Origin of the sequence: Limnohabitans sp. (genome assembly GCF_044361645.1) — a bacterium.
Classification (GTDB): Bacteria; Pseudomonadota; Gammaproteobacteria; order Burkholderiales; family Burkholderiaceae_C; genus Limnohabitans_A.
In genome coordinates, this window is record NZ_JBIKIL010000005.1 from 23401 (window position 1) to 48654 (window position 25254).

Genomic DNA, 25254 nt, shown 5'->3' on the forward strand with positions numbered 1-25254 from the left:
CCAACGCCCCGGCTCAAGCCAGCAAATTCATGTCCACCCGAATGTAGTCGCCACGGTAAGTCAAATCGGCCACATAAATCACCGTCCCGTCGGCGGCACAGATCACCCGCCGGACCTCGGCCACGGGCGCGGACACCGAAATATTCAAAGCGTTCGCCGCTTCTTCGCCCGCCGTGGAGATGGTCAAAATTTGCCGCGCTGAACCGATCTTGACGGCCTTCAAATCCATCAACACCGGGATGATGGTTTCGGTGCGAAAGCGCTCGGGGGCCAAGTTGAAAACGCGTTCGTCGATGTAGGCCGAAATCACCGAGGTGAATTGGCGTTCGGTGGCGTGAATGCGGCGCAAAAATTTGTACCGTGGCGCGGCGATGCCGTCGTCTGGGGCCAAGCTGGGCTTGGCAAAGCCTTCGGCCAAGCTGATCAAACGGGGCGACTGACGACGGTACAACTCAGCCAAGCCTTGCAAAGAGCTTTCCACCTGCATGCGGGGGTGGGTTTCAGGTTGCCGCAGGACAAACGTCCCCTGACCTTGTTTAGGTGCCAACAAGCCCTCGGTTTTGAGCAACTGCACGGACTGCCTGACGGTGATCAGCCCCACACCAAAGCCCGCAGCCAAAGTTGGCAAGGTGGGGATTTTTTCACCAATCGGCCAAATGCCCTTGACGATTCGCTCGCGCATCGCGTCGGCGACTTGCGCGTAAAGAGGACTGGCACTGTGTTCAAAATATTTCAGCATGCGTAGTTAGCGCTTCCTAGGGTCTCCCCTAGTAACGGAATTCTCCAATCTGATTAAAGTTAGCATGATAGAAGCACCAAGCCTTCACACTGCTTTAGCCTGCTTTACCTTGTGCAAACTTTAACGGAAGAAGCCATGCGTTCTCAGCCCAACATCTTGTTCATCCAGGCCGACCAATTGGCCGCCAGCATCTTGCCGTGCTACGGCCACCCGCTGGTCAAGACACCGCATCTGGACCGGTTGGCGGCCATGGGCACGGTGTTTGACAACGCCCACACCCCCAACCCGATCTGTGCGTCTTCGCGCTTTGCCATGATGTCGGGTCAGTATTCCACCCGCATTGGGGCCTTTGACAACGCCTCTGAATTTCCCGCCTCGGTGCCCACATTCGCCCACTACCTGCGGTCGCTGGGCTATGCCACCTGTTTGGCGGGCAAGATGCATTTTGTGGGCCCCGACCAATTGCACGGCTTTGAGGAGCGGGTAACCACCGACATTTACCCTTCTGATTTTGGTTGGACCGCCAATTGGGAGAAAAAAATCGAGCCTTATGCGCCCAGCCAAATGAGCATGCGGGGCGTTGTGGAGTCGGGTCTGTGCGTGCGCTCTTTGCAAATGGATTACGACGACGAGGTGGCCCACCAGTCGGTGCAGTGGCTTTTTGACCACGTCCGCCGCGCCGATGACAAGCCATTTTTCCTGCTCTCGTCGTTCACCCACCCGCACAACCCGTTCACCATCTCGCAAGCGTTTTGGGACCTGTACGACGATGCAGACATCGACATGCCCCGCGTGCCCCATGTGCCCTACGAACAGCGCGACGCTTGGAGCCAACGCTATTTCAAATTGATCCGTCAAGACGAGCACCATGTCACCGAAGCCCACATCCGCTCGGCGCGCCACGCGTACTTTGGCATGGTCAGCTACCTCGACAGCAAAGTCGGGATGCTGTTGGACACCCTCGAAAAGATCAACGCCATGGACAACACCGTCATTGTCTTCACCGCCGACCACGGCGAAATGTTGGGCGAGAGGGGCATGTGGTACAAATTTAATCCCTATCAAGATGCCATCAGGGTGCCCTTGATGATCAGTGCGCCTGGGGCCGCATCTGGGCATCGGGTGAGCGCCAATTGCAGCTTGGTGGACATGCTGCCCACCTTGCTGGATCTGGCCACGCACCAGCAAGCGCCGCCCTTGGTCGACCACTGCGATGGCCGCAGCCTGTACGCCTGGCTGCATGGCACAGACCCCACTTGGCAAGATGAGACGCTGGTGGAGTTCACCAGCGAAGGGGTGCACGCGCCGGCCTTCATTTTGCGCAAAGGCCACTACAAATACATTTACTGCGAAGGCGATCCAGGCCTGTTGTTTGACCTGCAAAAAGACCCCTTGGAGCTGCACAACCTGTGCCAAGCGCCAGAGTTTTCGGCTCTGGCCCAAGCCTTGGTGAGCGAGATCGAAACCCGCTGCCACCCCGCCCAGGTCAAAACCGAGGTCATGGCCAGCCAACGCCGCCGCCTTTTTTTGCACAACACGCTGCTCCAGGGCCAACACACCAGTTGGGACTACCAAGTCCACAAAGACGCCAGCAAGCAGTACGTGCGCAGCTCTGCCACCACCAGCACCACCGCGACAAAAGCCAAAGCACGTTTCCCTTATGTGCCCACTGCGGCCCCAGACACGCCAAGACAGCCCAAGCCCTGAAGTTTTTATCGATCTTTTCTAAACCCACCCTCGAAAGGTTTTCCAATGAACAAGTTTCTGCGTGCTCTGACCCTCAGTGCTTTGGGCCTTGTGCTGGGCCCAACGCTTTCACAAGCCCAGACCTACCCCAACAAACCGGTACGCGTGGTGGTGCCCTTTCCGGCCGGGGGCATTGTCGACATCTTGACTCGGGCGGTGACTGAAAAAGTGGCCGCCAATTGGGGGACTCCCATCATCGTGGAAGCCAAACCAGGGGCGGGTGCCTTGATTGGCACCGAGGCGGTGGCCAATGCGCCGGCCGATGGCTACACCTTTTTGGTGGCGACCATCACCACCGCTGTGGGGCCCTTGATCAACCCGCAATTCAAGTACGACCTGCGCAAAGACTTTGCGGCGGTGGCCCTGTTTGCCACCGCCCCGAACATGGTCGTGGTCCCTCCTTCTTTGCCGGTTTCGAACATGGCTGAATTGGTGGACTTGGCGCGAAAAAGTCCGGGGAAACTCAACTACGCGCACACGGGGGTGGGCTCCACCAACCATTTGCCGGTGGAGTTCTTGAAGTTTTCGCGCCAACTTTTTATTGTCCCCATCTCCTACAGAGGCCAACCGCAAGCCATCACGGATGTGCTGGCCGGTCAAATTCAACTGTTTGCGGGTGCCCCGGCCTTGCTGGCACCCCATGTCAAAGCGGGCAAACTCAAAGCCATCGCGGTGACCTCGTCCACACGCTTGGAGGACACCCCCCAAGTGCCCACCTTGCTCGAGTCTGGCCATGGTGATGTGCAGGGCGGCTCTGGCTGGTTTGGCATCGTTGCCCCTGCGGGCACCCCCCCGGCCATCGTCAAACGCTTCAACGAGGAAATCAATGCCGCGCTGAAAGCGCCAGAGGTCATCGAGCGTTTGCGCAAAGCCTACGCCTTTCCCGAAACCGGCAGCCCTGAGGACTTCACAAAATTCCTCAACGATGAAGGTACACGTTGGAGCAAATTGGTGAAAGAAGCGAAGCTCAAACTGGAGTGAGGCGCTTTGGCCTTTAGGCTCATGGCTGGACACAGCGCCGCGTGGGCCTGAGCACTGGGGACCCAGGTGGAACAGCACCTTCTCACCCAGCGCTGAGACCAAGCCGCTGCTGGCCTGCGCAGACCGATTGGCACCGCCCTGCGCCCGCTCAAGCTGAGGCCCCGGGCAAGTACAGCAAAGCCAGGCTGATGCCCACCGTGGCCATCAAGGTCGACATGGCGACGGCAGCGGTCACCGCGTCTTCTTCTTGGCGGTAGCGCTGTGAAAACAAAAAACCGTTGGCGCCCATGGGCAAGGCCGCCACCACCACCATCACCGACAAGGACAAGCCGCGCAGCCCCAGCGCCCAGGCCACGCCCAACATCAGCAAGGGGTGCAGCACGGTTTTGACGAGGGACAAACGCAGGGCTTTGCCCAAGTGGGTGCCCCAAGAAGTTTGCGACAAGGTGATGCCCACCAGCAGCAAGGCCATGGGTGCAAACGCGTTGCCCAGCAGCTGCAAGGGCTTGTCCACCACCGGGTGCAAACCCCAGCCGGTTTGCGCGTACAGCAGGCCCAGCATGATGGGCAAAGGCACAGGGTGCAACAAGGCACTGAGCAGCGCCTGACCCACGGTTCGCCACAACTGCGGGGCCTGACCCAGCGCGAGATTGTGCTCGCGGGCCACTTGCAACTCCAAGACCAAGGTCGCCAGGGTCAACAACACCAAGGCGTGCACCGACACCAGCGTCAGCAACAAGACTTGACCGGCCTGACCGTAGGCCAAACCCACCAAGGGCACGCCGATCATCAAGGTGTTGCTGAAAACCCCTGCAAAGGCCAGCACCGTGGCACGGGCCTGGCGCCCATACGCCCAGACCAAGGCGAAAAACAGCGCCACCGTGACGCCCAGGTACTGCGCCACGGGTGCAAAATCCAACTGCTCAATGTGCACCTGGCTCATGGTGCGAAACAGCATGGCCTGGGTCAGGACCATGAACACCAGCTTGGACAAATCCCGCACCGAGTCCCCGCTGAGCAACTGGGCCTTGCCCGCCACCAAGCCGATGAAGATGAGCAAGGCCACCGGCGCAAGCGAGGACAGAACGGGGTGGTCAAGGGTCATGTGTTGATTATCCCGGTCTGACCAGGCCCTGCCTCCACGGCAAACACCTGGCCGCAAGGCCTGCGCGAAGGCCCCCAAGCCATCCCGTGGTTGACCCGTATTTTGCTGCTGCGTCCCGGTCAGGTCGACTTGCCCAAAGCGGTGCGGCTGAGGTCAGCGCTGGCGCCTATCGTGCCGGGCGGTGCAGCCCGGGTCATTGATCTGGGCACAAGACAGGGGCACCCGGCAAAGCCTGCAGCGAACTGCCTGACAATCAAGCCATTCGAACTTCTGGTCAGCAGCGGCATTTATGGCGATTCAATGGTTCCCCGGGCACATGCACCTCACGCGCAAGGCGATTGGCGAGCGCATCAAAGACACCGATGTGGTCATTGAGATGCTGGACGCCCGTCTGCCCGGCTCGAGTGCCAACCCGATGCTGGCCGAGCTGATTGCGGGCAAACCGGCCCTCAAAATCTTGAGCAAACAAGATTTGGCAGACCCGCTGCAAACCACCGCTTGGTTGGCGCATTACAACGCGCTGCCCGGTGTCAGCGCCTTGGGGCTGGACACCAGCATGGTGTCGCCCGCCAAAGCGCTGATCGATGCTTGCCGCCAACTCGCGCCCCTGCGAGGCGGCATGGTCAAGCCCATGCGCGTGTTGATCTGTGGCATTCCCAACGTCGGCAAATCGACGCTGATCAACACCCTCAAAGGCAAACGCGCAGCCAAAACAGGCGATGAGGCCGGCGTGACCAAGCTGGAGCAACGCATCACACTGGCCGATGACTTTTATTTGTACGACACGCCCGGCGTGCTGTGGCCGCGCATCATCGTCGAGCAAAGCGGCTACAAGCTCGCTGCCAGTGGTGCGATTGGTGTGAACGCATTTGACGAAGAGGTGGTGGCACTCGAGTTGCTGAACTACCTGATACCGCATTACCCGCAGGCCATCACCGAGCGGTACAAACTGCACGACGTGGCCAGCCACAGCGATGAGACGCTGTTGGCCGCCATTGCCCGCCAGCGCGGTGCGATCCAGACCGGGGGTCGCGTCAACACCACCAAGGCCGCCGAGATGGTGATCCACGACTTTCGGTCTGCCGCCTTGGGTCGCCTGACTTTGGAGACACCCGCGCAATTTACCGAATGGCTGGCCGAGGGCAAAAAAGCCGACGCCGAGCGCACATTGCGCAAAGCAGGCCACAAAAAAGCCAAAAAACCCCCTCAGGACTGAAACGCCATGCAAGAGCACCGACCCACCCCCGACAAAGAGGCGATCGCCCTGTTGCCCGAATTCGAACGTTTGGGGCTGGACCGTATCCGTTTGGTTTGCACGGGCAACGAGGCGCAGCAAGCGCATGACGAATTGATCACGGCCAGCGCTTGGGGCTTTGACACCGAATCCAAGCCCACCTTTCGAGTCGGCGAGCAGTCCGATGGGCCGCACATTTTGCAACTGGCCACCGCCGATGGGGCCTGGGTGTTTCAGCTGCACGACCCTGAGTGCCGCGCTGTGGCCGCCGACTTGTTGGCGCGCAGCGGCATTGTCAAAGCCGGTTTTGGTTTGGGCGATGACCGCAAGCGCATCGTGCACAAACTGGGCATCGAGCCACAAGGCATTTTGGAGCTCAACACCATCTTTCGCGAGCGCGGTTACCGCAAAGACATGGGCGTCAAAGGAGCCGTGGCAGTGATGTTTCAACAGCGCTTCATCAAGTCCAAAAAAGCCGCCACCAGCAATTGGGCCAATGCCCGCCTGAGCCCAGCGCAATTGGTTTACGCCGCCAACGACGCCTATGCGGCCATGCGGGTCTGGCAGGCGCTGGGCATCACCACACACTGACCAAGTGGCCGCCCTGCAAACGCCAAGCTGCACTGGCCATGGCGCGGGCTTCGGCCTCGTCGTGCGTGACCAGCAAGGCGCGCATGCCGTGCTCGGCGATGTGGCGGGCAAACTCTTCGCGCAGGCTTGCACGCAGCGGTGTGTCGAGCGCAGAAAAAGGCTCGTCCAACAGCAGCGCCCGGGGTTGGGTGATCAGCGCCCGGGCCAAGGCCACACGCTGCTGCTCGCCGCCCGACAAGCTGCCCACCCGCTCGGCCCCCCTGCCCTGCAGGCCAAAGCGTTGCAGCAGCGCCTGCGCTCGCTCGCGTGCAGCGGCCCGGATCATGCCTTGCTCCACCAGGCCAAAGGCCACGTTGTCTTGCAAGCTCAGGTGCGGAAACAATGCAAAGTCTTGAAACATCAAGGCCAAACGGCGTTTTTCTGGAGGCCAGTCGGTGATGTCTTGGCCATCCAGCCAGACTTGCCCAGATTCCGGGGCTTGCAGACCCGCCACGATCTTGAGCAAGGTGCTTTTGCCGCTGCCCGATGCGCCCAGCAAGGCCACAGTTTGGCCCGGCGCGATGCGCAAACTCAGGTCCTGCAACAGGGTTTGACGCTGGCCTTGCGGGCCGTGCCAGTGGTGGGTGATGTGGCGCAGCTCAAGCATGGCGAGCCTCCTGTGTTGATGCATGGCGGTGGTCAGCGCGCCCTTCGATGAGGCCAAAAACCAGCAAAGCCAAAAACATGAGCCCCGCCGACAGCACCAGCGCAGCGTCCAAATTGGCGCTGCCCGGACGGCCCAGGCGCTGGTAGATCAAAGTGCTCAGGGTCAACCATTCGGGGCGCGCGAGCAGCAAAGACACCGCAAATTCGCCCAACATGGTCGCCGCCGCAAAGGCCATGCCTCGGCGCAATGCCGGGCGCAGCAGCGGCAAAGTCACCCGCCAAAACACGCGCACAGGTCGCGCGCCCAAAGTAGCGGCGGCTTGCGCCCACTGATCGGGCATGGCATCCAAAGCCGCCGACAGTGCTTTGGTCACAAAAGGGTAGGCCAACAAAGCATAGGCCGACACCAACAAAGGCCAACTGGCCAACCACTGCGGGTACACAAGCAACAAACCAAAAGCCAAGGCCACGGGAGAGACCACCAGCGGCGCATAGGCACTGGCCCGCCAAGTCAGCGCGGCAGGGGCAAAACGGCGCATGGCCTGTCCAGCCAATGCGTGCAGCAAGCCCAACAAGGTGGCCAGCACAAGCGCCATGCCTGTAAAGCGCAAGGTGTTGCCCAGCGCCAGCCAAGTGTCGGCCTCGTTCAGCACCGCCATGCCCTGCCCCAGCCAAGCGGCCTGCAGCGCCCGCAGCAGCAAGGCCAGCAAGGGCGCGCCGCACAGCAGCAACCAACTGCTCAATGCGAGCGTCCAAATGCCCCAGACCCCCCAGCCCTGCAGGGGGCGACGCGGCACCGGGGTGATGCGGGCGGGGTTGGCCAAGCGGCGCTCAAGCCAAGCATAGGCCCAGGCCACCCCAGCCGTGAGCGCCAACATGGTCACGGCGAGCGAGGCAGCGCGGGCCAGCGCCAACTCGTGGGCGATCAAGGTGTAGATTTCCACCTCGACCGTGGCCCAGCGCTGCCCGCCCAGCACCAAGGCCAAGCCAAAGCCGGTGAAACAATACAAAAACACCAGGCACAGGGCCGATGCCAGCCAAGGTGCCATCGACGGCCACTCCACCCGCCAAAAAGCGCGCCACGGCGTGGCCCCCAAAGTGCGGGCCGCCGCCACGCGCTGCGCGCTGACTTGCGCCAGCCCGTCCATGCCGGCGCGCACCACCAAAGCCAAATTAAAAAACAAATTGCCCAGCAGCAACAACCAAGGACCGCCCTCCAGCGTCCAGCCCAGCTGAGCCAAGGGCGCGCCCAGCAAGCCCCGTGGCCCCCACAGCGCCAATACGCCCAAGGCAGCCACCAAGGTGGGCACCACAAACGGCAGCATCAAGGCGCGTTGCCAGGCCATGCGCCCGCCAAACTCAAGCCTTGCCAACACCCAAGCCATGGGCAGGCCCAAGACCAAGCACAGCACACAGGTGACCAAGGCTTGCAACAGCGTCCAACCCACGCGCCACTGCAAGTGGGCGTCTTGCCACCACAGACCGGTGTCGTCCATGGGCATACCCGCCAAGGGCGTGCCCCACAGGCCTTGCCACAGCAAACGCAGCACAGGCCAGACCAGCAAAACCAGTGCAAACAAGGCCGGCCCCGCCGCCAGCCACAGCACGCTGTGGCCTTGACGGGAGCGGATCGATGCCCAGCCGGTCAGCCGACTGCGTGGCATGTCGCTTGGCGATGGACAAAAGGGACTTGGGCACCCCTTTCTTGAGCACCCCTCACTTGAGCACCACTTGGGTCCAGCGCCGCTGCCAAAGGGCCGCTTGCGCCGTCAGCTGCCGCAAGGGCATGGTTTCAAACTGCAAGGGCTCTTGGGCATGCTGCATCACCGCATGGCGCGGCGTGCCCGGCTCGGCGGGGTACATCCACAAACTGGTTTGCAAGGCCAGCTGCACTTCGGGTGAGCGTAAAAATTCGATGAACTTGACGCCGGCCGCTTGCGCCGCTGGGCTGGCTTTTTGCAGCAAGGCTGCAGCTTCGACTTGTCGAAACACGCCACCTGGCAAAAACAGATTGGCGGTGGGTGAGGTGCTGACTTTTTCTTGGCTGAAAAACACTTCGGCTGCTGGGCTGGTGGCATAGCTCACCACGATGGGACGGCTGCCCCCGTTGCGGCTGAACTCGGTGTAATAAGCCTCGCTCCATCCTTTCACGACTTTCACACCGTTGGTCCGCATGCGTGCCCACCATTCAAAAGCAGCTTGCTCGCCCAAACCCGCCACAGTGGCCAGCATGAAGGCTTGGCCCGGGCTGGACGTGGCGGGATGGGGCACCACCAGCAAACCTCGGTACGCCGGGCGGCTCAGGTCTTGCAAACTTTGCGGCAGGGCCAAGCCTTTTTGGGCAAACCATGCGGTGTCGATGTTCAGGTTGACATAGCCGTAATTGATGGGCACCAAGCCACCCACCACACCCGTGGGGCCAGCCGACTCGGCCATGCGGGCTTGGGCTGGGCGTAGCGCTGCAGAGCCTGCGGCTGTGGGGAACGGGGCCAAAATGCCACTGGCCAAGGCACGGGGCAGCAAGCTGTTGTCAATGCCATACACCACATCGGCCACAGGCGCGGCTTGGCTCAAGATGAGTTTGTTGAGCAACTCGCCGGCATCGCCGCCTTGGATGAGTTGCAGCTGCACGCCCGCCTCCTGCTCAAAACGGACCAACAAAGGCTTGGGCAGTTCAAAAGAGCTGTGCGTCATGACGCGCAGCTTGATAGGGACTGGCGCAGGGCTTTGCGCCAACACCCCAATGCCCCAGCCAAAAAACCCAGCGCACAGGACGCTGGCTGCCACTGCAGAGAACAAAAGTGTTTTGTGCTTCAAAAAACGATGCTGCATATGCCCTTGCCTTTCATGCCCGCAAACCCGCCAGGTGCATGCAAGAGAAAGCCGTTTTGCACCTCGCGTGCCCGATGCAGCCATCGCTTCACGCTTCCTACGCTGGCACAACCCAGATCAGGTGAGAGGGGTATGTCTCAGCCCTTGCTGCAGCATGCAGCTGGGGCACCCCCGGTGAAGTGGCCGATTGTAGGCCGGTGGCGGCAAACTTGGGGCAGACAAGGCCAGTGGGTCATTTTGAACCGGAGTGCAGTGCTGTCCTGGGCACTGGGCACGCTGAATCTCGGGTCTTCGCACGGCAAGAACATAAAACCGTCCGGGGTGACAAAAACTGCCCCTGGCAACACAAAACCGATACGACAAGACCAAGGGCGGCTTTGCCACCTTGATCACAAGGCGAGAACGGGCCTCATCTGTAGAATCGTGTGATCTTCATTTGGGCCTTAGAAAAAAACACCACCATGAGCGACAAAATCATCCCCATCCAAGCCATCAACGCGCGCAGCGCCAACATCACGCTGGGCAAATCCCGCGCGCCCAACCGGTCGATGTACTACGCCATGGGTTACGAGGAAGGCGACTTCGTCAAGCCCATGGTCGGCGTGGCCAATGGCCACAGCACCATCACCCCGTGCAACAGCGGCTTGCAAAAATTGGCCGATGCGGCCATTGAGGGCATCGAAGAAGCAGGCGGCAACGCCCAAGTGTTTGGCACCCCCACCATCTCGGATGGCATGGCCATGGGCACCGAGGGCATGAAGTACTCGCTGGTGTCCCGTGAGGTGATCGCCGATTGCGTCGAAACCTGCGTACAAGGCCAGTGGATGGACGGCGTGCTGGTGGTGGGCGGTTGCGACAAAAACATGCCCGGCGGTTTGATGGGCATGCTGCGCGCCAACGTGCCGGCCATTTACGTTTACGGCGGCACCATTTTGCCAGGCCGCTACCAAAACAAAGACCTGAACATCGTGAGCGTGTTCGAGGCGGTGGGTGAAAACGCCGCAGGCAAGCTCAGCGACCATGACCTGAAAGAAATCGAAAAACGCGCCATCCCAGGCACCGGCTCTTGTGGCGGCATGTACACCGCCAACACCATGTCTTCCGCTTTCGAGGCGCTGGGCATCTCCTTGCCCTACTCCTCCACCATGGCCAATGTGCACGACGAAAAAATCGTGTCGGCTAAAGAATCGGCCAAAGTCTTGGTGCAAGCCATCCGCAAAGGCATTAAGCCGCGCGACATCGTGACGCGCAAAGCCATCGAAAACGCGGTCGCCGTGATCATGGCCACCGGCGGCTCGACCAATGCGGTGCTGCACTTTTTGGCCATTGCGCATTGCGCAGGCGTGGAATGGACCATCGACGACTTTGAACGCATCCGCCAGCGTACGCCCGTGCTGTGCGACCTCAAACCCAGCGGTAAAGCCCTCGCGGTCGACCTGCATGTGGCAGGCGGCATCCCCCAGGTCATGAAAATCTTGCTCAACGCCGGTTTGCTGCACGGCGACTGCATCACCATCACAGGCCAAACCATTGCCGAAGTGCTCAAAGATGTGCCCGACGCCCCACCCGAGCAAAGCGTCATCCACACCATCGACAACGCCATGTACAAACAAGGCCACCTGGCGATTCTCAAAGGCAATTTGTCGCCCGAAGGCGCTGTGGCCAAGATCACGGGCCTGAAAAACCCGGTCATCACGGGGCCTGCCCGCGTGTTCGACGACGAGCAGTCGGCCCTGGAGGCCATCTTGGCAGGCAAGATCGTGGCCGGTGACGTCATGGTTTTGCGCTACCTGGGCCCCAAAGGCGGCCCCGGCATGCCCGAAATGCTGGCCCCCACCGGCGCGCTGATTGGCGCGGGTTTGGGTGAAAGCGTGGGCCTGATCACCGACGGGCGCTTCTCCGGAGGCACTTGGGGCATGGTGGTGGGTCACGTGGCACCCGAAGCGGCGGCGGGCGGCACCATCGCCTTTGTGCACGAAGGCGACAGCATCACCATCGACGCGCACCAACTGGTCTTGGAATTGAATGTGCCTGAGGCCGAAATTGCCAAGCGCAGCGAGGGCTGGACCGCCCCTGCACCGCGTTACACCCGGGGTGTGCAAGCCAAGTTCGCCTTCAACGCCTCCAGTGCCAGCAAGGGCGCGGTGCTCGACCTGTATTGAAGGCGTGATCCGGTCAATGGAAAAAGCCGCTGATCAGCGGCTTTTTTTCATGGGCAGTTTCGTCAAAGAACAGGGCTGGCAGGGCAGACAGCCCCTAGGTCGGCCTGCCCCCTCACAGACCGATGGCGGCGATACCGGCTTTGGCGATTTGCGCGTCTTCGGTCGATTTGACACCGCTCACACCCACAGCGCCTAGGCAAAAACCATCTTTCATGATCGGCACCCCCCCCTCCAGCATGCCTTGGATGGTGGGGGCCGAAAGAAAGGACACGCGGCCGCCATTGATCAGGTCTTCGTAAATTTTGCTCTCTCGGCAGCCCAAGGCCGCCGTGTTGGCCTTGGCCGGCGCAATGTGCGAGGAGACAGGTGCCGCACCATCCAGGCGCGCAAAGTGCAGCAAATGCCCGCCGGCGTCGACAATGGCAATGCTCACGGCCCAGTTGTTTTTGCGGGCTTCGGCTTCGGCTGCGGCAGCAATGGCTTGGACGTCGCTCAGCTCAAGTGTGGCTTGGTTTTTCATGGTGTAAAAAGTTGGCTAACAATCAAACCCTGTAGCATACACGCGCACAACCTCCACAAAGCCCGAGAAAGACACCGCTTTGGCCGCTTTGAATGGCCAAAACAATGCTGCGGATAACCCCATCAAGCTACGGAATTCCGGACTCTCTGAGGTTGCCGCCAAGGACATCCTTACAATGAGGCTTCTTGTTTCAAGACACGTTTAGGAGATTTTTCATGAGCGACCTTCGCACCCTTAACTCTTCTGGCTGGGGCCACGTGGACCTCGCGGCGCGCAACCGCGTTTTGCGCAACACCTATTGGCTGCTCGCCTTGAGCATGTTGCCCACTGTGCTGGGCGCATGGGTTGGCGTGAGCACGGGCATCACCCAGTCGCTCACGGGCTTCATGGGCTTGGTGGTTTTTCTAGGCGGTGCTTTTGCCTTCATGTATGCCATCGAAAAGACCAAGAACTCGGCTGCTGGCGTGCCAATTTTGTTGGCCTTTACGTTTTTCATGGGTTTGATGCTGTCGCGCATGATCGCCATGGTGCTCGGCTTCAAAAACGGCTCTGACCTGGTCATGACCGCTTTTGCTGGCACTTCAGGCGTGTTTTTTGTCATGGCCAGTCTGGCCAGCGTCATCAAACGCGACTTGTCCGGCATGGGCAAGTGGTTGTTTGTGGGTGCCATGGTCTTGATGGTGGGCGCTGTCATCAACGTGTTCGTGGGCTCGACGGCCGGCATGATGATGATCTCCACTTTGGCGATCGGCATTTTCAGCGCCTTTTTGCTGTATGACATCAAACGCATCTTGGATGGCGGTGAAACCAACTACATCAGTGCCACTTTGGCCCTTTATTTGAGTGTGTTCAACATTTTCCAAAGCATGTTGGCATTGCTGGGCATCATGGGCGGCGAGCGCGAATAACGCTGCTTTGTCTCTCCAAAAAAGGCTCCTTCAGGAGCCTTTTTTCATGCCACGGCGGCCAGATTGACCGCCACAAAATACCCGCCAACATCAGAACAACTCAAACACCGCCATGCTCTCCACATGCGCCGTGTGCGCGAACATGTTGATCACGCCAGCGGCGACGCAGCGGTAAGACGCGCGGTGCACCAAAATGTCGGCATCGCGGGCCAGTGTGGCGGGATTGCAGCTGACATAGACGATGCGTTGGGGAGGCTTCCAGCCGTGCCGAAGGTCTGGGTTTTCGTGCAATTGGGCCAAGGCTTTGCACAGTGCAAAAGCCCCCTCTCTGGGTGGGTCCAGCAGCCATTTTTCGGCTGTGCCATCGGCCAGCAAAACTTCTGGGGTCAACTCAAACAAGTTGCGGGCCAAAAATTGCGTCGGTGCCAAGGCCTGGGCCCCTGGGCGCAAGGCTTGATTGAAGGCGTAATTGTCACGCGAACGGGTCACCAAAGTTTCTGCGCCTTCAATGCCCAAGACTTGGCCGGCCTGCGTCGCAATCGGCAGAGTGAAATTGCCCAAACCGCAAAACCAATCGATCACCCGCTCGTTTTTTTGCGCTTGCAACAGGCGCAGTGCGCGTGCCACCAGCACGCGGTTGATGAAAGGATTGACTTGGGTGAAGTCGCTGGGTCTGAACGGCATGGTGATGCCAAAGTCTGGCAGGCCATAGCCAAGCTGAGGCCCCCCTTCGTCCAGCAATTGCACTGTATCTGGCCCTTTGGACTGCAGCCACCATTGCACCGGGTGCACGGTGGCAAAAGCACGCAACAGGTCTTTGTCCTCCTCGCTGAGCGGCGCCATGTGGCGCAACACCAGTGCGGTCACCTCGTCCCCACAAGCCAGTTCCAATTGGGGCACGCTTTCTCGCGCTTGCATCTGGCCGATCAATGCGCGCAAAGGCAGCAGCATGCGGCTGACATGGGGCGGCAAAACAGGACACACCTTCATGTCGGCGATGTAACGGCTTTTGCGCTCGTGAAAACCGATCAGGACTTCACCCTTTTTCACCACATACCGCACCGACAGCCGTGCGCGGTACCGGTAGCCCCAACTGGGTCCTTCAATCGGGCGCATCATGGTCTCGGCTTTGACCTTGCCCAAATGCCAAAGATTGTCTTCCAGCACCCGCTGTTTCACCGCCACCTGGGCAGACACCTCTAGGTGCTGCATTTTGCAACCACCACAGGCACCCGCGTGCAAACCAAAATGGGGGCAAGCTGGGCGCACCCGCTGCGAGGAGGCTTGGTGAATCTCGGTCACCATGGCGTATTCAAAACTGCTTTTTTTACGGCTCACTTGCACGCAGACCAGCTCAAAAGGCAATGCCCCTTCAATGAAAACCACCTTCCCATCTGGCCTGCGGGCAATGCCTTGGGCTTCCATGTCCAGGGCATTCACACGCAACCAGCCCACTGGCAAAATATCGGCCCCCTCGCTCAGGCTTGCGTTGGGGTCACAAGCCAAAGATGGGTGGGCGCTGGGGTCAATGTCGGCATTACTCATGCCGCAATTGTCTCAGGATGCAAGACCCTGAACAGGCCGATGGGTCGCGCCAAGTCGTTTTTCTTGCAAGCCGTGTGGCTCGTCACGGCCGAGCGCATCAACGCGCAGGCAGGTATTTGGCAGGGTCTACAGGTTTACCTTGGCGACGAACTTCAAAATGCAGCTTCACCCGATCGGCATCGGTGTTGCCCATCTCGGCAATTTTTTGACCTTTGCTCACTTTTTGGTCCTCTTTGACCATCAAAGCACGGTTGTGAGCGTAAGCCGTCAAATACGTGTTGTTGTGCTTGAGGATGATCAAGTTGCCATAGCCACGCAACTCGGAACCGGCGTAAACCACTTGGCCATCGGCGGCGGCCACAACCGGATCGCCCGCTTGCCCTGCGATGTCAAGACCTTTGTTTTTGACCTCGTCAAAACCGGAGATCAAGCGGCCATTGGTCGGCCAAATGAACGCGATCTCGCTGCCACCCGCGGCGGCAGCCGCAGGCAAGGCCGGTCGGACCGGGGCCGCGGCTTCGGCACTCGGACCGATGGCTTGAACCACCACGCCATTGGCTTGCGGCAAGGAATCAGGCGGCACGACCCGCAAGACTTGGCCGACTTCGATCAAATTGGCATTTTCCAACCCGTTCCAGGCCATCAAGTCACGCCACGACTGACCGTTGTCCAGCGCAATTCGGGTCAGTGTGTCGCCTTTTGTAACGGTGTAATAACCCGGTTTGCCCATGTTTTCGGCACCAGGCATGGGTTTGGCAACTGGGGCTGCCAGTGCAGGCCCTGCAGGTGGGGCGGTGCGGGCCGTACCGCCGCGGTTTTCGACTGGGGCAGGTTGACGCGGCGTTGACGAGCAACCCACCAAGACCGCAGCTGTCAAAGCCAGCCACCCCCAACGTGAAACATCACTGAAAATCATGCGTCCCCAATCTTTCATGCAATGCCCGATTTTAGAGGCACAAAGTGAACGGCTTCTAAGACCTGCTTGTCAAAACCCGTGGCTGTTTTGTGAATCACCACCAATGCCTGTTGGCCAGAGGCTGTGAGCGTGGGTGCCACCAAGCGCCCGCCCACTGCCAACTGGTCAACCCAGACCATGGGCACCTCTTGCCCCCCAGCGGCCGAGATGATCCCGGCATAGGGTGCGCCTTTGGGATAACCCAGCATGCCATCCCCCAGCATCAGATGGACATTGGGCAAGCGAAAAGGCAATAGGTTTTTTTTGGCTTTTTCGTGCAGCGCGCGCAGACGCTCTAGGCTGTAAACCTCGGTGGCCACTTGGCTGAGCACAGCAGCTTGGTAGCCGCAACCGGTACCAATTTCCAACACCCGGCCCAACTTCCCGGACGCGCCTTGGCGCAGCAGCTCAAGCATGCGGGCCACCACATTGGGTTTGGAAATGGTTTGCCCCAAACCGATGGGCAAACTGGTGTCTTCGTAAGCCTGACCGGCCAACGCGGTCTCGACAAAGCGGTGCCGCTCAATTCGGCCCATGGCTTGTAAAACCCAAGCGTCGCGCACACCCTGCGCGGCCAACTTGGCGACCATGCGCTCGCGCACCGCGCCCGAATCGAGCCCCAGACCACTTGAAAGGGGCATGCTGGACGCTGGCGCATGCCGCGCCAAGGCCTGGTCAAGCGGCGATGGTCGATTGCCACCGGCTGGCAGCGGCCGTGCGGCGAACGTGGTCGGTGCGGGCTTCAGAGAAGCCAAAGCAGGGCTCGCAGACGCGGGCAACTTGGCCGGAAAACTTGGCCTTGGCTTCATGCAGGGTCTTCAGGCCAAAGTTGCAAACAGCTTTGACGCCAGACCTGCAGGTGATCGTGTTCGGTCAAATCCACCTTGAGGGGCGTGACCACCACATGGCCCTGATCGGCTGCATGAAAATCTGTGCCCACGCTGTCGTCCATGGCAGCGCCAGCAGCACCAATCCAGTACATGGTTTGCCCGCGTGGATCGACCTGGGTGATGACGGGCTCGGCCGCATGGCGGCGTCCCAGGCGACAGACTTTGGGCGACTTGATCTGGGCCAACGGCAAATTGGGAATGTTCACATTCAACAGCCATGGCAGCGTGCCAATCAAGTCTTGATGCACCATTTGCTGAACCAAGCGTTGCACCGTGGTGGCCGCCGCGTCCAGGTGCGACCAGCCCTTGTCAATCTGCGACACCGCAATCGCCGGTATGCCAAACAAATACCCCTCCATGGCCGCGCCCACGGTGCCCGAATACAAGGTGTCGTCACCCATGTTGGCACCGTTGTTGATTCCAGAGATCACCAAATCAGGACGGTAACCCAACAATCCGGTTAAGGCGATGTGCACACAGTCTGCAGGCGTGCCGTTGACGTAGCGAAAACCATTGTCAGCGCGGTTGACATAAAGGGGCGTGTGCAGGGTCAATGCGTTGGATTTGGCGCTGTTGTTGTGCTCGGGGGCCACCACCTCCACATCGGCGATGGTTTGCAGCGCGGCATGCAAAGCCACGATGCCTTCGGCCCGAAAACCGTCGTCATTGGAAATCAGAATTTTCATGAATCAGTGTTTGAATTACGCCCATTGTAGGCGGGCCGCAGCAGCCCCAAAGTTTGCCCATCCCATGGGCGTGCACAGCGCCTTTTGCACTTATCGCATGGCCAGCTTGGCGCAACTTGTCCGTCAGGGCGGCAGGGCAAAGAGGTCGCTCGAGAGACATGATCCCCTTGGTCGACTTGCCTAAGATCAGGAACTTATTTTTATCGATCACTGGAGAGATGTCATGCATGCGTGGCTTTGCGAAAACCCCACAGGCGTAGAAGCGCTGACTTGGACCGAACTGCCCACACCCGTGCCGGGGCCGGGACAAGTGCTGATTCAGATTCAAGCGGCCAGCTTGAATTTTCCTGACCTGCTGATCGTGCAGAACAAGTACCAAATGAAACCCGAGTTGCCCTTTGTGCCCGGCTCCGAATACGCGGGCATGGTGCAAGCGCTGGGTGAAGGGGTGACGCACTTGAGCGTGGGCCAAAGCGTGGCCTGCCTGTCGGGCACAGGCGGCTTTGGCACCCACACCCTGGCACCAGCCAAACTGTGCATGCCCTTACCGACAGGCTTTCCAGCCACAGACGGTGCGGCCTTCATCATGACCTACGCCACATCGCACCATGCGCTGGTCGACCGCGCTGCCCTGAAAGCCGGTGAAACCGTGTTGGTGCTGGGTGCTGCAGGTGGCGTGGGCACGGCGGCCATCCAAATTGCCAAGGCCATGGGGGCCCAGGTGATCGCTGCCGCCTCGACCGACGAAAAATGCGCGCTGTGCAAAACACTGGGGGCCGATGAGACCATCAATTACAGCCAAGAAAATTTGCGCGAAGCCTTGAAGACCTTGACCAAAGGCAAAGGCCCCGATGTGGTCTACGACCCGGTGGGCGGTGACTTGGCAGAGCCCGCATTCCGCTCCATCGCTTGGCGTGGTCGCTACTTGGTGGTGGGTTTTGCCGGTGGCCCCATACCGGCGCTGCCCTTGAATTTGGCTCTGCTCAAAGGCGCATCTTTGGTGGGTGTCTTTTGGGGCGATTTTGCCAAACGCGAGCCCCATGCCAACGCCGCCATGATGGGCGAATTGGCCTTGTGGTACAGCCAAGGCAAGATCAAACCCGTGTTGGACCGCACCCTGCCCATGCGCGACATCAAAGCGGCCTACGCATTGATGGGTTCACGCAGCGTCAAAGGCAAACTGGTGATGGTCAATTGAGCTGCTGAGGTCTGACGCCATAAAAAAGCCCGCGTGACGGATCACACGGGCTTGCTTCTGGCGGAAACGGAGGGATTCGAACCCTCGATGAGGCTCTACACCCCATACTCCCTTAGCAGGGGAGCACCTTCGGCCACTCGGTCACGTTTCCAATGGGGAAGATTATAGCTTAGGCTGGTCTAAATCGAAGGCCTTGTGCAGGGCGCGCACGGCCAACTCCATGTATTTTTCATCGATCACCACCGATGTTTTGATTTCAGAGGTGGCGATCATTTGGATGTTGATGCCCTCCTCGCTCAAGCAGCGGAACATCTTGCTGGCCACGCCCACATGGCTGCGCATGCCTATGCCCACGATGGACACTTTGCATATCTTGGCGTCGCCCAAAACTTCGGCGGCGCCCAGCGAGGGCAGCACTTTTTCTTTGAGCAAATCGATGGTTTTGGCGTAATCGTTGCGGTGCACCGTGAAGCTGAAGTCGGTCTTGCCGTCTTTGCTCAGGTTCTGGATGATGACATCGACTTCGATATTGGCATCGGCCACAGCACCCAAAATATGGTAGGCAATACCGGGTTTGTCGGGCACGCCCACCACAGAAATTTTGGCTTCGTCGCGGTTGAATGCGATGCCGGAAACGATGGCTTGTTCCATTTGTTCGTCTTCTTCAAAAGTGATCAGGGTGCCGGATGCGGCTTCTTCATCGATGTCGATGTCCCAAGGTGTAAAACTCGACAGCACCCGCATGGGCACTTTGTATTTGCCCGCAAACTCGACCGAGCGAATTTGCAAGACTTTGGAGCCCATCGATGCCATCTCGAGCATTTCCTCGAAACTCACCGTGTGCAGGCGTCTGGCCTCTGGCACCACACGGGGGTCGGTGGTGTAGACGCCGTCCACATCGGTGTAAATCAAGCATTCGTCGGCATGCATGGCCGCCGCCACGGCCACGGCCGAGGTGTCCGAGCCGCCACGGCCCAAGGTGGTGATGTTGCCGTTGTTGTCCACCCCTTGAAAGCCGGTGATGATGACCACCTTGCCCGCGTTCAGCTCGCCACGCACGCGCGCATCGTCAATCGATTCGATGCGCGCTTTGGTGAAAGCGTCATTGGTTTTGATGGCCACTTGCCAGCCTGCGTAGCTGACCGATGCTTGGCCTTCGGCTTGCAGGGCAATGGCCAACAAGGCAGAAGAAGCTTGCTCACCCGTCGAGGCCAGCATGTCGAGTTCGCGGTTGTAAGCCATGTCAGGTTTGGCAGGCGCGAGCTCTTTGGCCAAGCCCAACAATCGGTTGGTTTCGCCGCTCATGGCGCTGGGCACCACCACGACCTGGTGCCCAGCGCGCGCCCATTTGGCCACCCGCTTGGCGACATTGCGGATGCGCTCGGTCGAGCCCATCGAAGTGCCACCGTATTTGTGAACGAATAAAGCCATGTATTGTGTTCAGTTCAAGAAAGAAACCATCAGCCGACAAGGCATGTGCTTGTCAAGGGCTCCGGAAAAACCCTCGATTGTAACCATTGAGCAGACATTTTCTGCACCCACCAGGCCCGCAAATCAAGCCCAAGCCTGTGCTCAGGCCGGGTGCCATGTCAGATGCATGCCCTCACGCTTCACAAAGCCTTGGCCAAGCTTCAAATGCAAATGGTGGCCCCGTGTGGTGCATGCGGCGATCTGACTCAGCAGCTCATGGAGTTGTGCGGTGCTGGGCGTGGTGCCATGGTGCTGACGCAGCCAATGGCGCAGCACCAAAGTTTGGCGGGCGCGGCTCAATTGCTGCACGGCCTGAATGCGCGGGGGCACACCCACCACAACCAGGTCCTGCTCGGCCACTTCGTTCAACACCTCTTGGGCTTGTGCTGCATGGGCCGCACTGCGGTTGAAGGTGTCTCTGAAAGCTGGCAAAGCCTGTGACAAAGCGGGCATCACCAAGGCCCGTATGCGGTTGCGGGTAAAGCTCAAATTGGTGTTGCTGGGGTCCTCCACCCAGCTTTGGCCTTGGCATTGCAGCCAATGGCGCAAGGCCGCACCCGTCACGCCCAACCAAGGGCGGTGCCAATGCAAGCCCTGCCGATGCCATTGCGATGGCATACAGGCCAAGCCTGGCAGACCCGCGCCACGCGACAAGGCCAAGAGCAAGGTTTCGACTTGGTCGTCGGCATGCTGGGCCAAGGCGACATCTGTCACACCCGGCCATTCTTTGCGCACCACATCGGCCAATGCGGTGTAGCGGGCCTGGCGGGCGGCGTCTTCCGGACTTTGGCCCGACGCATGGCCCGCTTGCACCCGGCGTACAAGCAAAGGCACACCCTGCGCCAAACACAGCGCACGGCAATGCGTTTCGAAAGCATCGGCCGCGTCTTGCAAGCCGTGGTGAATGTGCACCGCCCTCACCTGCCCGGGCCAACGCTTGGCACAGGCCAGAAGCAGCGCAGTGGAGTCTGCACCACCGCTCAGCGCCACGGCAAAAGGCAGGCCCGGGCTGAAGTCAGCCAGGCTCAGCTCGAGGGGCAGCACCACTGGGGGGGCCATGCGTCAAACCGGCAAACTCACGTGCTGCTTATCCGCCAGTCACTTGGCCGCTTTGGTGTCGTTGAAGCGGCCATAGCTGTTGAGCCGTTCATAGCGGCGCTCCAACAGCTCCTTGGGTTTGAGGTCGGCCACTTGTCGCCATGCGTCACCCAAAGCGCGCTTGAGGAAAGACACCATCAAGTCGGGATCACGCTGGGCACCGCCCACGGGTTCGTTCACGATTTTGTCCACCAAGCCCAAGGCCTTCAGGCGGTGCGCCGTGATGCCCAGGGCATCGGCAGCCAATTCAGCTTTGTCGCTGGTTTTCCACAAAATAGAAGCACAACCCTCTGGGCTGATGACCGAATACACCGAGTACTGCAACATCAGCACTTGGTCAGCCACCGAGATGGCCAAAGCACCGCCGGAGCCCCCTTCACCAATGATGGTGGTGATGATGGGCACTTCGAGTTGCGCCATCTCAAAGATGTTGCGGCCAATCGCCTCGGACTGTCCGCGCTCTTCGGCGTCGATACCCGGATAGGCACCGGGTGTATCCACAAAGGTGAACACCGGCAGCTTGAACTTTTCGGCGGTTTTCATCAAGCGCAGCGCTTTGCGATAGCCCTCGGGCTTGCTCATGCCAAAGTTGCGCAAAGTGCGCTCTTTGGTGTCACGCCCCTTTTGCTGGCCCAGCACCATGCAGGCATGGCCATTGAACCGGGCCAAGCCACCCACGATGGACAGATCGTCAGCAAAGTGACGGTCGCCGTGCATCTCCACAAAATGGGTGAAGATGCCTTTGACGTAGTCCAAGGTGTAGGGGCGCTCGGGATGGCGAGAAATCTTGGTGACCTGCCAGGGGCTCAGGTCGCTGTAGATGTCTTTGGTCAGTTGGTGGCTTTTTTTGCTCAACTGGTCGATCTCAAGGGTGATGTCCACCGCTGACTCTGTCTGCACATAGCGCAATTCTTCGATCTTGGCTTCGAGCTCAGCGACCGGTTGCTCAAAGTCAAGAAATGTTTTTTTGGCCAAATTGGGCTCCTCTGTTCGGGTTCAGTGTGGGCGCTTTGTCCAGCCCTCAATAAGCGACTGGCACCGGGTCCAGTGAGCGCCAAATATACCAAGTTGCCACGGTTGAATAAGGGCTCCAAGCTTGGGCCACCTCACGGGCATCGCTGCGGCTGACGGGTTCGCCTGAAAAATAATTGCGGCTGATGCCATTGATCAAGCCCACATCGTCGAGGGGCAAGACATTGGGGCGCAGCAGGTGGAAAATCAAAAACATCTCAGCCGTCCAGCGGCCGATGCCTCGAATGGCCACCAACTCGTCGATGATGGCCTCGTCTGCCATCTCTTGCCAGGTCTTGACATGCAGCGTGCCCGAACTGAAGTGCACCGCCAAATCCACCAAGTACTCGACTTTGCGGGCCGACAAACCGGCGCTGCGCATGTCATCTACCTTCAGCTTGAGCACAGCAGCGGGCGTGAGGCCATGCGACAAGGCCGAAAAACGATCCCACACCGATTGCGCCGCTTTGACTGAAATTTGCTGGCCCACGATGGAGCGGGCCAGTGTCACAAATGCATCCCCCCGGGTTTCCAAAATCGCGTTGCCAAACTGGGGGATGAGTTTTTTCATGACCCGGTCTTTTTTGGCCAAGTGCCCACAAGCCTCTGCCCAGTAGGCGGGCGTCACAGGGATCACATCCGAAGATTGGCTGAGCGTCACTGCGCTGCCTCCCAAGCCGTGCCAGTGGCCGAGTCTTTGAGCACAATGCCCTGGGTCAACAAGGCGTTGCGGATGCGGTCGGCCTCGGCAAAGTTTTTGGCTTTTTTGGCATCCGCCCGAGCCTGAATCTGCTGCTGAATGGCGGCATCATCCAGCCTGGCGCCAGCTTGCAAGTAAGCCGTGGGGTCGGTCTGCAACAAGCCCAGCACGCCCCCTAAGCTTTTGAGCAAGCCCGAACGCTCAGCCGAACCGCTGCGGTTGACCTCCCCAGCCAACTCGAACAGCACAGCCACCGCCTCGGGCGTGCCAAAGTCTTCGTCCATCGCCGCTTTGAAGCGGGCCGCCAAAGGCTCGGTCCAATCGATGCCAAGCTCCAAAGGCGGCACAGCCTGCAAGGCGGTGTACAGCCGTTTGAGTGCGCCTTGCGCGTCGCTCAGGTGCACATCGCTGTAGTTCAACGGGCTGCGGTAGTGCGCTCTGACAATGAAAAACCGCAGAGTTTCGGCGTCGAATTTTTCCAAGACCTCGCTGATCCGGAAAAAATTGCCCAAACTCTTGGACATCTTGACGCTGTCCACATTGACGAAACCGTTGTGCATCCAGTAGTTCGCCAGTGGTTTACCGTGCGCGCCTTCGCTTTGGGCAATTTCGTTTTCGTGGTGCGGAAAGGGCAAATCAGCGCCGCCGCCATGGATATCAAAGGTCTCACCCAGCAGCGCGCAGGCCATGGCGGAACACTCGATGTGCCAGCCCGGGCGTCCCATGCCGTAGTCGCTGGGCCATTGGGCGTCTGCGGGTTCATCGGCCTTGGCGGATTTCCACAAGACAAAGTCCAGCGGGTCGGCTTTCTCGCCCGACACCGCCACACGCTCGCCAGACTGCAACTCGTCCAGCGACTTGCCCGATAACTTGCCGTAGCCGGGGAATTTGCGCACCGCGAAATTCATATCGCCAGTGGCCGACTGGTAGGCCAAACCTTTGCGCTGGAGTTGGCCCACGATGCCCAGCATTTCAGGCACAAAGTCAGTGGCCCGGGGGTCGTGGGTCGGCCGCTCAATGCCCAGCGCATCGAAATCGCGGTACATGGCTTGGATCATCCGATCGGTCAACTGGCGAATGGGCTCTTTGTTGAGCACCGCGCGCTGAATGATCTTGTCGTCGATGTCGGTGATGTTGCGCACAAAGTTGACTCGAAAACCACTGACTTTGAGCCAACGCTGGACCACATCAAAGGCCACATTTGCCCGCGCATGGCCCACATGGCAATCGTCGTAGACCGTGATGCCGCAAACGTACATGCCCACATGGCCGGGCACGATGGGGTGAAACTCAGACACCGAGCGGCTGAGTGTGTTGTAAATGCGCAAACTCATGTCAGATTGAAGGGTAGACGGGATACTTAAAAAGACCAGCTCGCACAGGGGCTGATGGGGCCTTGCGGCACAAATAAAGCCACAAGGGCTCCGCTACAATGGCCATTCAGTATAGCCCCGCGCCGACAAGGTCTACCCCAGTTTTGGGCTGGGTTTGTCTGCTTGACAAGCGCGTCTGCAAGCTCATTTTTTCATCACATCACCTCAATTTGAATCACGCATGCGTTCCTTGCCGTCATTGGTGGTTTTGGTCAGTTTATGGGCCCTGGGCATGGTCGCAAAGGCCGACGTGTACGCTGATGTCAACGCCTTGGTGCAAAGCAGCCAGTGGGACAAAGCGCAAGACTTGGCGCAAACCCGCCTCAAAACCGCACCCACCGACCCGCAAATGCGCTTGTTGCTGAGCCACATCCAAACCGGTCAAGGCCAAACGCTGGCCGCCATCGAGACCTTGCGTGCATTGACGGCATCTTTTCCTGAACTGCCCGAACCGCACAACAACTTGGCGGCCTTGCTGGTGCGCGAGAACCGGCACGAAGAAGCCTTGATCGCATTGCAAGCCGCCATTCAGGCCAGGCCCGATTACGCGCTGGCCCTTGAAAACTTGGGTGACCTGCACTTGGCTTTGGCCGCACGGGCTTTCGCGCAAGCCCTGAACGCTTCGCCTCAGCAAAGCCGTGTGCAGAGCAAAAAACTGGCGACCGAGCAATTGCTCCAAACGCCTTGAGGACGGCAATGGCCTGGCACCCTTCACACCACTGCTCAACCCTTTTGCTCAACACCTTGGCCCGACACCTTGGCCCAACACCACCTGCCTCAACCCTTCGCCAAACTCTGTGGCGCATACCGCACCATGCTCGATTTTCAAACGCAACCGTGACAGGACCACCATGACATCTGCACC

The 25254-nt window shown here is 59.6% G+C and carries 24 protein-coding genes, 1 tRNA gene and 1 riboswitch; of the genes, 8 read left to right on the forward strand and 17 right to left on the reverse strand.

The features are described from left to right. Positions 1–13: 13 nt before the first annotated feature. Positions 14–739 carry a GntR family transcriptional regulator gene (locus ACIQ39_RS01615; protein WP_396432858.1) on the reverse strand — a complete coding sequence of 242 codons (726 nt, stop codon included), beginning with the start codon at positions 737–739 and terminating at the stop codon, positions 14–16. Between the two features lie 135 nt (positions 740–874). Here ACIQ39_RS01615 and betC point away from each other — a divergent pair, with 135 nt between their 5' ends. Together betC and ACIQ39_RS01625 are read left to right on the forward strand one after the other, a co-directional pair. Continuing rightward, positions 875–2446: a choline-sulfatase gene (betC, locus tag ACIQ39_RS01620; protein WP_396432859.1), complete on the forward strand. Its 1572-nt coding sequence runs from the start codon at positions 875–877 to the stop codon at positions 2444–2446. 45 nt (positions 2447–2491) lie between these two features. After that, the gene (locus ACIQ39_RS01625; protein WP_396432860.1) at positions 2492–3466 is read left to right on the forward strand and encodes a Bug family tripartite tricarboxylate transporter substrate binding protein; all 975 of its coding nucleotides are present in this window, start codon (positions 2492–2494) and stop codon (positions 3464–3466) included. 148 nt (positions 3467–3614) lie between these two features. Here the strand turns inward: ACIQ39_RS01625 and ACIQ39_RS01630 are convergent, their stop codons facing one another. Further along, on the reverse strand, positions 3615–4571 hold the full coding sequence (locus ACIQ39_RS01630; protein ID WP_396432861.1) for an AEC family transporter: 957 nt from the start codon (positions 4569–4571) through the stop codon (positions 3615–3617). A 289-nt stretch (positions 4572–4860) separates the two neighbouring features. Here ACIQ39_RS01630 and ylqF point away from each other — a divergent pair, with 289 nt between their 5' ends. Both ylqF and ACIQ39_RS01640 read left to right on the forward strand, forming a co-directional pair. Next, complete coding sequence (gene ylqF, locus ACIQ39_RS01635) at positions 4861–5787, forward strand: ribosome biogenesis GTPase YlqF (protein WP_396432862.1); 927 nt, start codon at positions 4861–4863, stop codon at positions 5785–5787. Between the two features lie 6 nt (positions 5788–5793). Then, a complete protein-coding gene (locus ACIQ39_RS01640) occupies positions 5794–6396 on the forward strand; it encodes a 3'-5' exonuclease (protein WP_396432863.1) in 603 nt (200 codons plus the stop codon). On the opposite strand, the gene ACIQ39_RS01645 is transcribed toward ACIQ39_RS01640, so the two are convergent. From ACIQ39_RS01645 to ACIQ39_RS01655, 3 genes are read right to left on the reverse strand one after another with little or no spacing between them, the layout of a single operon-like run. Then, positions 6383–7042, reverse strand: coding sequence for an ABC transporter ATP-binding protein (locus ACIQ39_RS01645; RefSeq protein ID WP_396432864.1), 660 nt, complete (start codon positions 7040–7042; stop codon positions 6383–6385). The two genes, ACIQ39_RS01640 and ACIQ39_RS01645, sit on opposite strands and share 14 nt — an antisense overlap. Next, positions 7035–8705, reverse strand: coding sequence for an ABC transporter permease (locus tag ACIQ39_RS01650; protein WP_396432865.1), 1671 nt, complete (start codon positions 8703–8705; stop codon positions 7035–7037). The genes ACIQ39_RS01645 and ACIQ39_RS01650 overlap by 8 nt, the downstream gene beginning before the upstream one ends. A gap of 52 nt (positions 8706–8757) precedes the next feature. Beyond that, positions 8758–9873: a thiamine ABC transporter substrate binding subunit gene (locus tag ACIQ39_RS01655; RefSeq protein ID WP_396432866.1), complete on the reverse strand. Its 1116-nt coding sequence runs from the start codon at positions 9871–9873 to the stop codon at positions 8758–8760. A 76-nt stretch (positions 9874–9949) separates the two neighbouring features. Further along, positions 9950–10056: riboswitch (TPP riboswitch) on the reverse strand. Positions 10057–10334: 278 nt separating this feature from the next. On the opposite strand from ACIQ39_RS01655, the gene ilvD reads away from it, so the two are divergent. Beyond that, positions 10335–12035 (forward strand): dihydroxy-acid dehydratase, encoded by a 1701-nt coding sequence (ilvD, locus tag ACIQ39_RS01660; protein ID WP_396432867.1) that lies wholly within the window; start codon positions 10335–10337, stop codon positions 12033–12035. Between the two features lie 112 nt (positions 12036–12147). On the opposite strand, the gene ACIQ39_RS01665 is transcribed toward ilvD, so the two are convergent. Continuing rightward, positions 12148–12555, reverse strand: a complete 408-nt coding sequence (locus ACIQ39_RS01665; RefSeq protein WP_396432868.1) for a heme-binding protein — start codon at positions 12553–12555, stop codon at positions 12148–12150. Between the two features lie 215 nt (positions 12556–12770). On the opposite strand from ACIQ39_RS01665, the gene ACIQ39_RS01670 reads away from it, so the two are divergent. Continuing rightward, on the forward strand, positions 12771–13463 hold the full coding sequence (locus tag ACIQ39_RS01670) for a Bax inhibitor-1/YccA family protein (protein ID WP_396432869.1): 693 nt from the start codon (positions 12771–12773) through the stop codon (positions 13461–13463). Positions 13464–13553: 90 nt separating this feature from the next. Here the strand turns inward: ACIQ39_RS01670 and rlmD are convergent, their stop codons facing one another. The 5 genes from rlmD to ACIQ39_RS01695 all read right to left on the reverse strand — a co-directional run bounded on the left by rlmD (position 13554) and on the right by ACIQ39_RS01695 (position 17768). Further along, positions 13554–15008 carry a 23S rRNA (uracil(1939)-C(5))-methyltransferase RlmD gene (gene rlmD, locus ACIQ39_RS01675; RefSeq protein ID WP_396432870.1) on the reverse strand — a complete coding sequence of 485 codons (1455 nt, stop codon included), beginning with the start codon at positions 15006–15008 and terminating at the stop codon, positions 13554–13556. 97 nt (positions 15009–15105) lie between these two features. Next, positions 15106–15924, reverse strand: coding sequence for a peptidoglycan DD-metalloendopeptidase family protein (locus ACIQ39_RS01680; protein WP_396432871.1), 819 nt, complete (start codon positions 15922–15924; stop codon positions 15106–15108). A gap of 14 nt (positions 15925–15938) precedes the next feature. After that, positions 15939–16772 (reverse strand): protein-L-isoaspartate(D-aspartate) O-methyltransferase, encoded by an 834-nt coding sequence (locus ACIQ39_RS01685; RefSeq protein WP_396432872.1) that lies wholly within the window; start codon positions 16770–16772, stop codon positions 15939–15941. Beyond that, on the reverse strand, positions 16769–17539 hold the full coding sequence (gene surE, locus ACIQ39_RS01690; protein ID WP_396432873.1) for a 5'/3'-nucleotidase SurE: 771 nt from the start codon (positions 17537–17539) through the stop codon (positions 16769–16771). Before surE ends, ACIQ39_RS01685 begins: the two co-directional genes overlap by 4 nt. Further along, complete coding sequence (locus tag ACIQ39_RS01695) at positions 17517–17768, reverse strand: hypothetical protein (RefSeq protein ID WP_396432874.1); 252 nt, start codon at positions 17766–17768, stop codon at positions 17517–17519. Before ACIQ39_RS01695 ends, surE begins: the two co-directional genes overlap by 23 nt. On the opposite strand from ACIQ39_RS01695, the gene ACIQ39_RS01700 reads away from it, so the two are divergent. Then, positions 17763–18737 carry an NADPH:quinone oxidoreductase family protein gene (locus tag ACIQ39_RS01700; RefSeq protein ID WP_396432875.1) on the forward strand — a complete coding sequence of 325 codons (975 nt, stop codon included), beginning with the start codon at positions 17763–17765 and terminating at the stop codon, positions 18735–18737. The two genes, ACIQ39_RS01695 and ACIQ39_RS01700, sit on opposite strands and share 6 nt — an antisense overlap. A gap of 58 nt (positions 18738–18795) precedes the next feature. Here ACIQ39_RS01700 and ACIQ39_RS01705 read toward each other — a convergent pair. From ACIQ39_RS01705 to cysS, 6 genes are all read right to left on the reverse strand, one after another. After that, positions 18796–18888: transfer RNA gene (locus tag ACIQ39_RS01705), tRNA-Ser, on the reverse strand. Positions 18889–18899: 11 nt separating this feature from the next. After that, positions 18900–20168: an aspartate kinase gene (locus tag ACIQ39_RS01710; protein WP_396432876.1), complete on the reverse strand. Its 1269-nt coding sequence runs from the start codon at positions 20166–20168 to the stop codon at positions 18900–18902. 141 nt (positions 20169–20309) lie between these two features. After that, positions 20310–21266 (reverse strand): tRNA lysidine(34) synthetase TilS, encoded by a 957-nt coding sequence (gene tilS, locus ACIQ39_RS01715; protein ID WP_396432877.1) that lies wholly within the window; start codon positions 21264–21266, stop codon positions 20310–20312. 39 nt (positions 21267–21305) lie between these two features. Continuing rightward, positions 21306–22280, reverse strand: coding sequence for an acetyl-CoA carboxylase carboxyltransferase subunit alpha (locus ACIQ39_RS01720; RefSeq protein ID WP_396432878.1), 975 nt, complete (start codon positions 22278–22280; stop codon positions 21306–21308). Positions 22281–22326: 46 nt separating this feature from the next. Then, positions 22327–22977, reverse strand: coding sequence for a DNA-3-methyladenine glycosylase family protein (locus ACIQ39_RS01725; protein ID WP_396432879.1), 651 nt, complete (start codon positions 22975–22977; stop codon positions 22327–22329). Continuing rightward, a complete protein-coding gene (gene cysS / locus ACIQ39_RS01730; protein WP_396432880.1) occupies positions 22974–24350 on the reverse strand; it encodes a cysteine--tRNA ligase in 1377 nt (458 codons plus the stop codon). Before cysS ends, ACIQ39_RS01725 begins: the two co-directional genes overlap by 4 nt. A 220-nt stretch (positions 24351–24570) precedes the next feature. Between cysS and ACIQ39_RS01735 the strand changes: the two genes are divergently transcribed. After that, the gene (locus ACIQ39_RS01735) at positions 24571–25077 is read left to right on the forward strand and encodes a tetratricopeptide repeat protein (RefSeq protein WP_396432881.1); all 507 of its coding nucleotides are present in this window, start codon (positions 24571–24573) and stop codon (positions 25075–25077) included. Positions 25078–25254 lie beyond the last annotated feature (177 nt).

Bases quoted from the DNA above. Each gene is read 5' to 3' on its own strand.
- tilS (WP_396432877.1), bottom strand. From the start codon at position 21,266: ATGGCCCCCCCAGTGGTGCTGCCCCTCGAGCTGAGCCTGGCTGACTTC.
- ACIQ39_RS01695 (WP_396432874.1), bottom strand. From the start codon at position 17,768: ATGCATGACATCTCTCCAGTGATCGATAAAAATAAGTTCCTGATCTTA.
- ACIQ39_RS01665 (WP_396432868.1), bottom strand. From the start codon at position 12,555: ATGAAAAACCAAGCCACACTTGAGCTGAGCGACGTCCAAGCCATTGCT.
- ACIQ39_RS01650 (WP_396432865.1), bottom strand. From the start codon at position 8,705: ATGCCACGCAGTCGGCTGACCGGCTGGGCATCGATCCGCTCCCGTCAA.
- ACIQ39_RS01700 (WP_396432875.1), top strand. From the start codon at position 17,763: ATGCATGCGTGGCTTTGCGAAAACCCCACAGGCGTAGAAGCGCTGACT.
- ACIQ39_RS01735 (WP_396432881.1), top strand. From the start codon at position 24,571: ATGCGTTCCTTGCCGTCATTGGTGGTTTTGGTCAGTTTATGGGCCCTG.
- cysS (WP_396432880.1), bottom strand. From the start codon at position 24,350: ATGAGTTTGCGCATTTACAACACACTCAGCCGCTCGGTGTCTGAGTTT.
- ACIQ39_RS01685 (WP_396432872.1), bottom strand. From the start codon at position 16,772: ATGAAGCCAAGGCCAAGTTTTCCGGCCAAGTTGCCCGCGTCTGCGAGC.
- ACIQ39_RS01655 (WP_396432866.1), bottom strand. From the start codon at position 9,873: ATGCAGCATCGTTTTTTGAAGCACAAAACACTTTTGTTCTCTGCAGTG.
- ACIQ39_RS01680 (WP_396432871.1), bottom strand. From the start codon at position 15,924: ATGATTTTCAGTGATGTTTCACGTTGGGGGTGGCTGGCTTTGACAGCT.
- ACIQ39_RS01710 (WP_396432876.1), bottom strand. From the start codon at position 20,168: ATGGCTTTATTCGTTCACAAATACGGTGGCACTTCGATGGGCTCGACC.
- ACIQ39_RS01630 (WP_396432861.1), bottom strand. From the start codon at position 4,571: ATGACCCTTGACCACCCCGTTCTGTCCTCGCTTGCGCCGGTGGCCTTG.
- ACIQ39_RS01640 (WP_396432863.1), top strand. From the start codon at position 5,794: ATGCAAGAGCACCGACCCACCCCCGACAAAGAGGCGATCGCCCTGTTG.
- ACIQ39_RS01670 (WP_396432869.1), top strand. From the start codon at position 12,771: ATGAGCGACCTTCGCACCCTTAACTCTTCTGGCTGGGGCCACGTGGAC.
- betC (WP_396432859.1), top strand. From the start codon at position 875: ATGCGTTCTCAGCCCAACATCTTGTTCATCCAGGCCGACCAATTGGCC.
- rlmD (WP_396432870.1), bottom strand. From the start codon at position 15,008: ATGAGTAATGCCGACATTGACCCCAGCGCCCACCCATCTTTGGCTTGT.
- ACIQ39_RS01625 (WP_396432860.1), top strand. From the start codon at position 2,492: ATGAACAAGTTTCTGCGTGCTCTGACCCTCAGTGCTTTGGGCCTTGTG.
- ACIQ39_RS01615 (WP_396432858.1), bottom strand. From the start codon at position 739: ATGCTGAAATATTTTGAACACAGTGCCAGTCCTCTTTACGCGCAAGTC.
- ACIQ39_RS01645 (WP_396432864.1), bottom strand. From the start codon at position 7,042: ATGCTTGAGCTGCGCCACATCACCCACCACTGGCACGGCCCGCAAGGC.
- ylqF (WP_396432862.1), top strand. From the start codon at position 4,861: ATGGCGATTCAATGGTTCCCCGGGCACATGCACCTCACGCGCAAGGCG.
- ilvD (WP_396432867.1), top strand. From the start codon at position 10,335: ATGAGCGACAAAATCATCCCCATCCAAGCCATCAACGCGCGCAGCGCC.
- surE (WP_396432873.1), bottom strand. From the start codon at position 17,539: ATGAAAATTCTGATTTCCAATGACGACGGTTTTCGGGCCGAAGGCATC.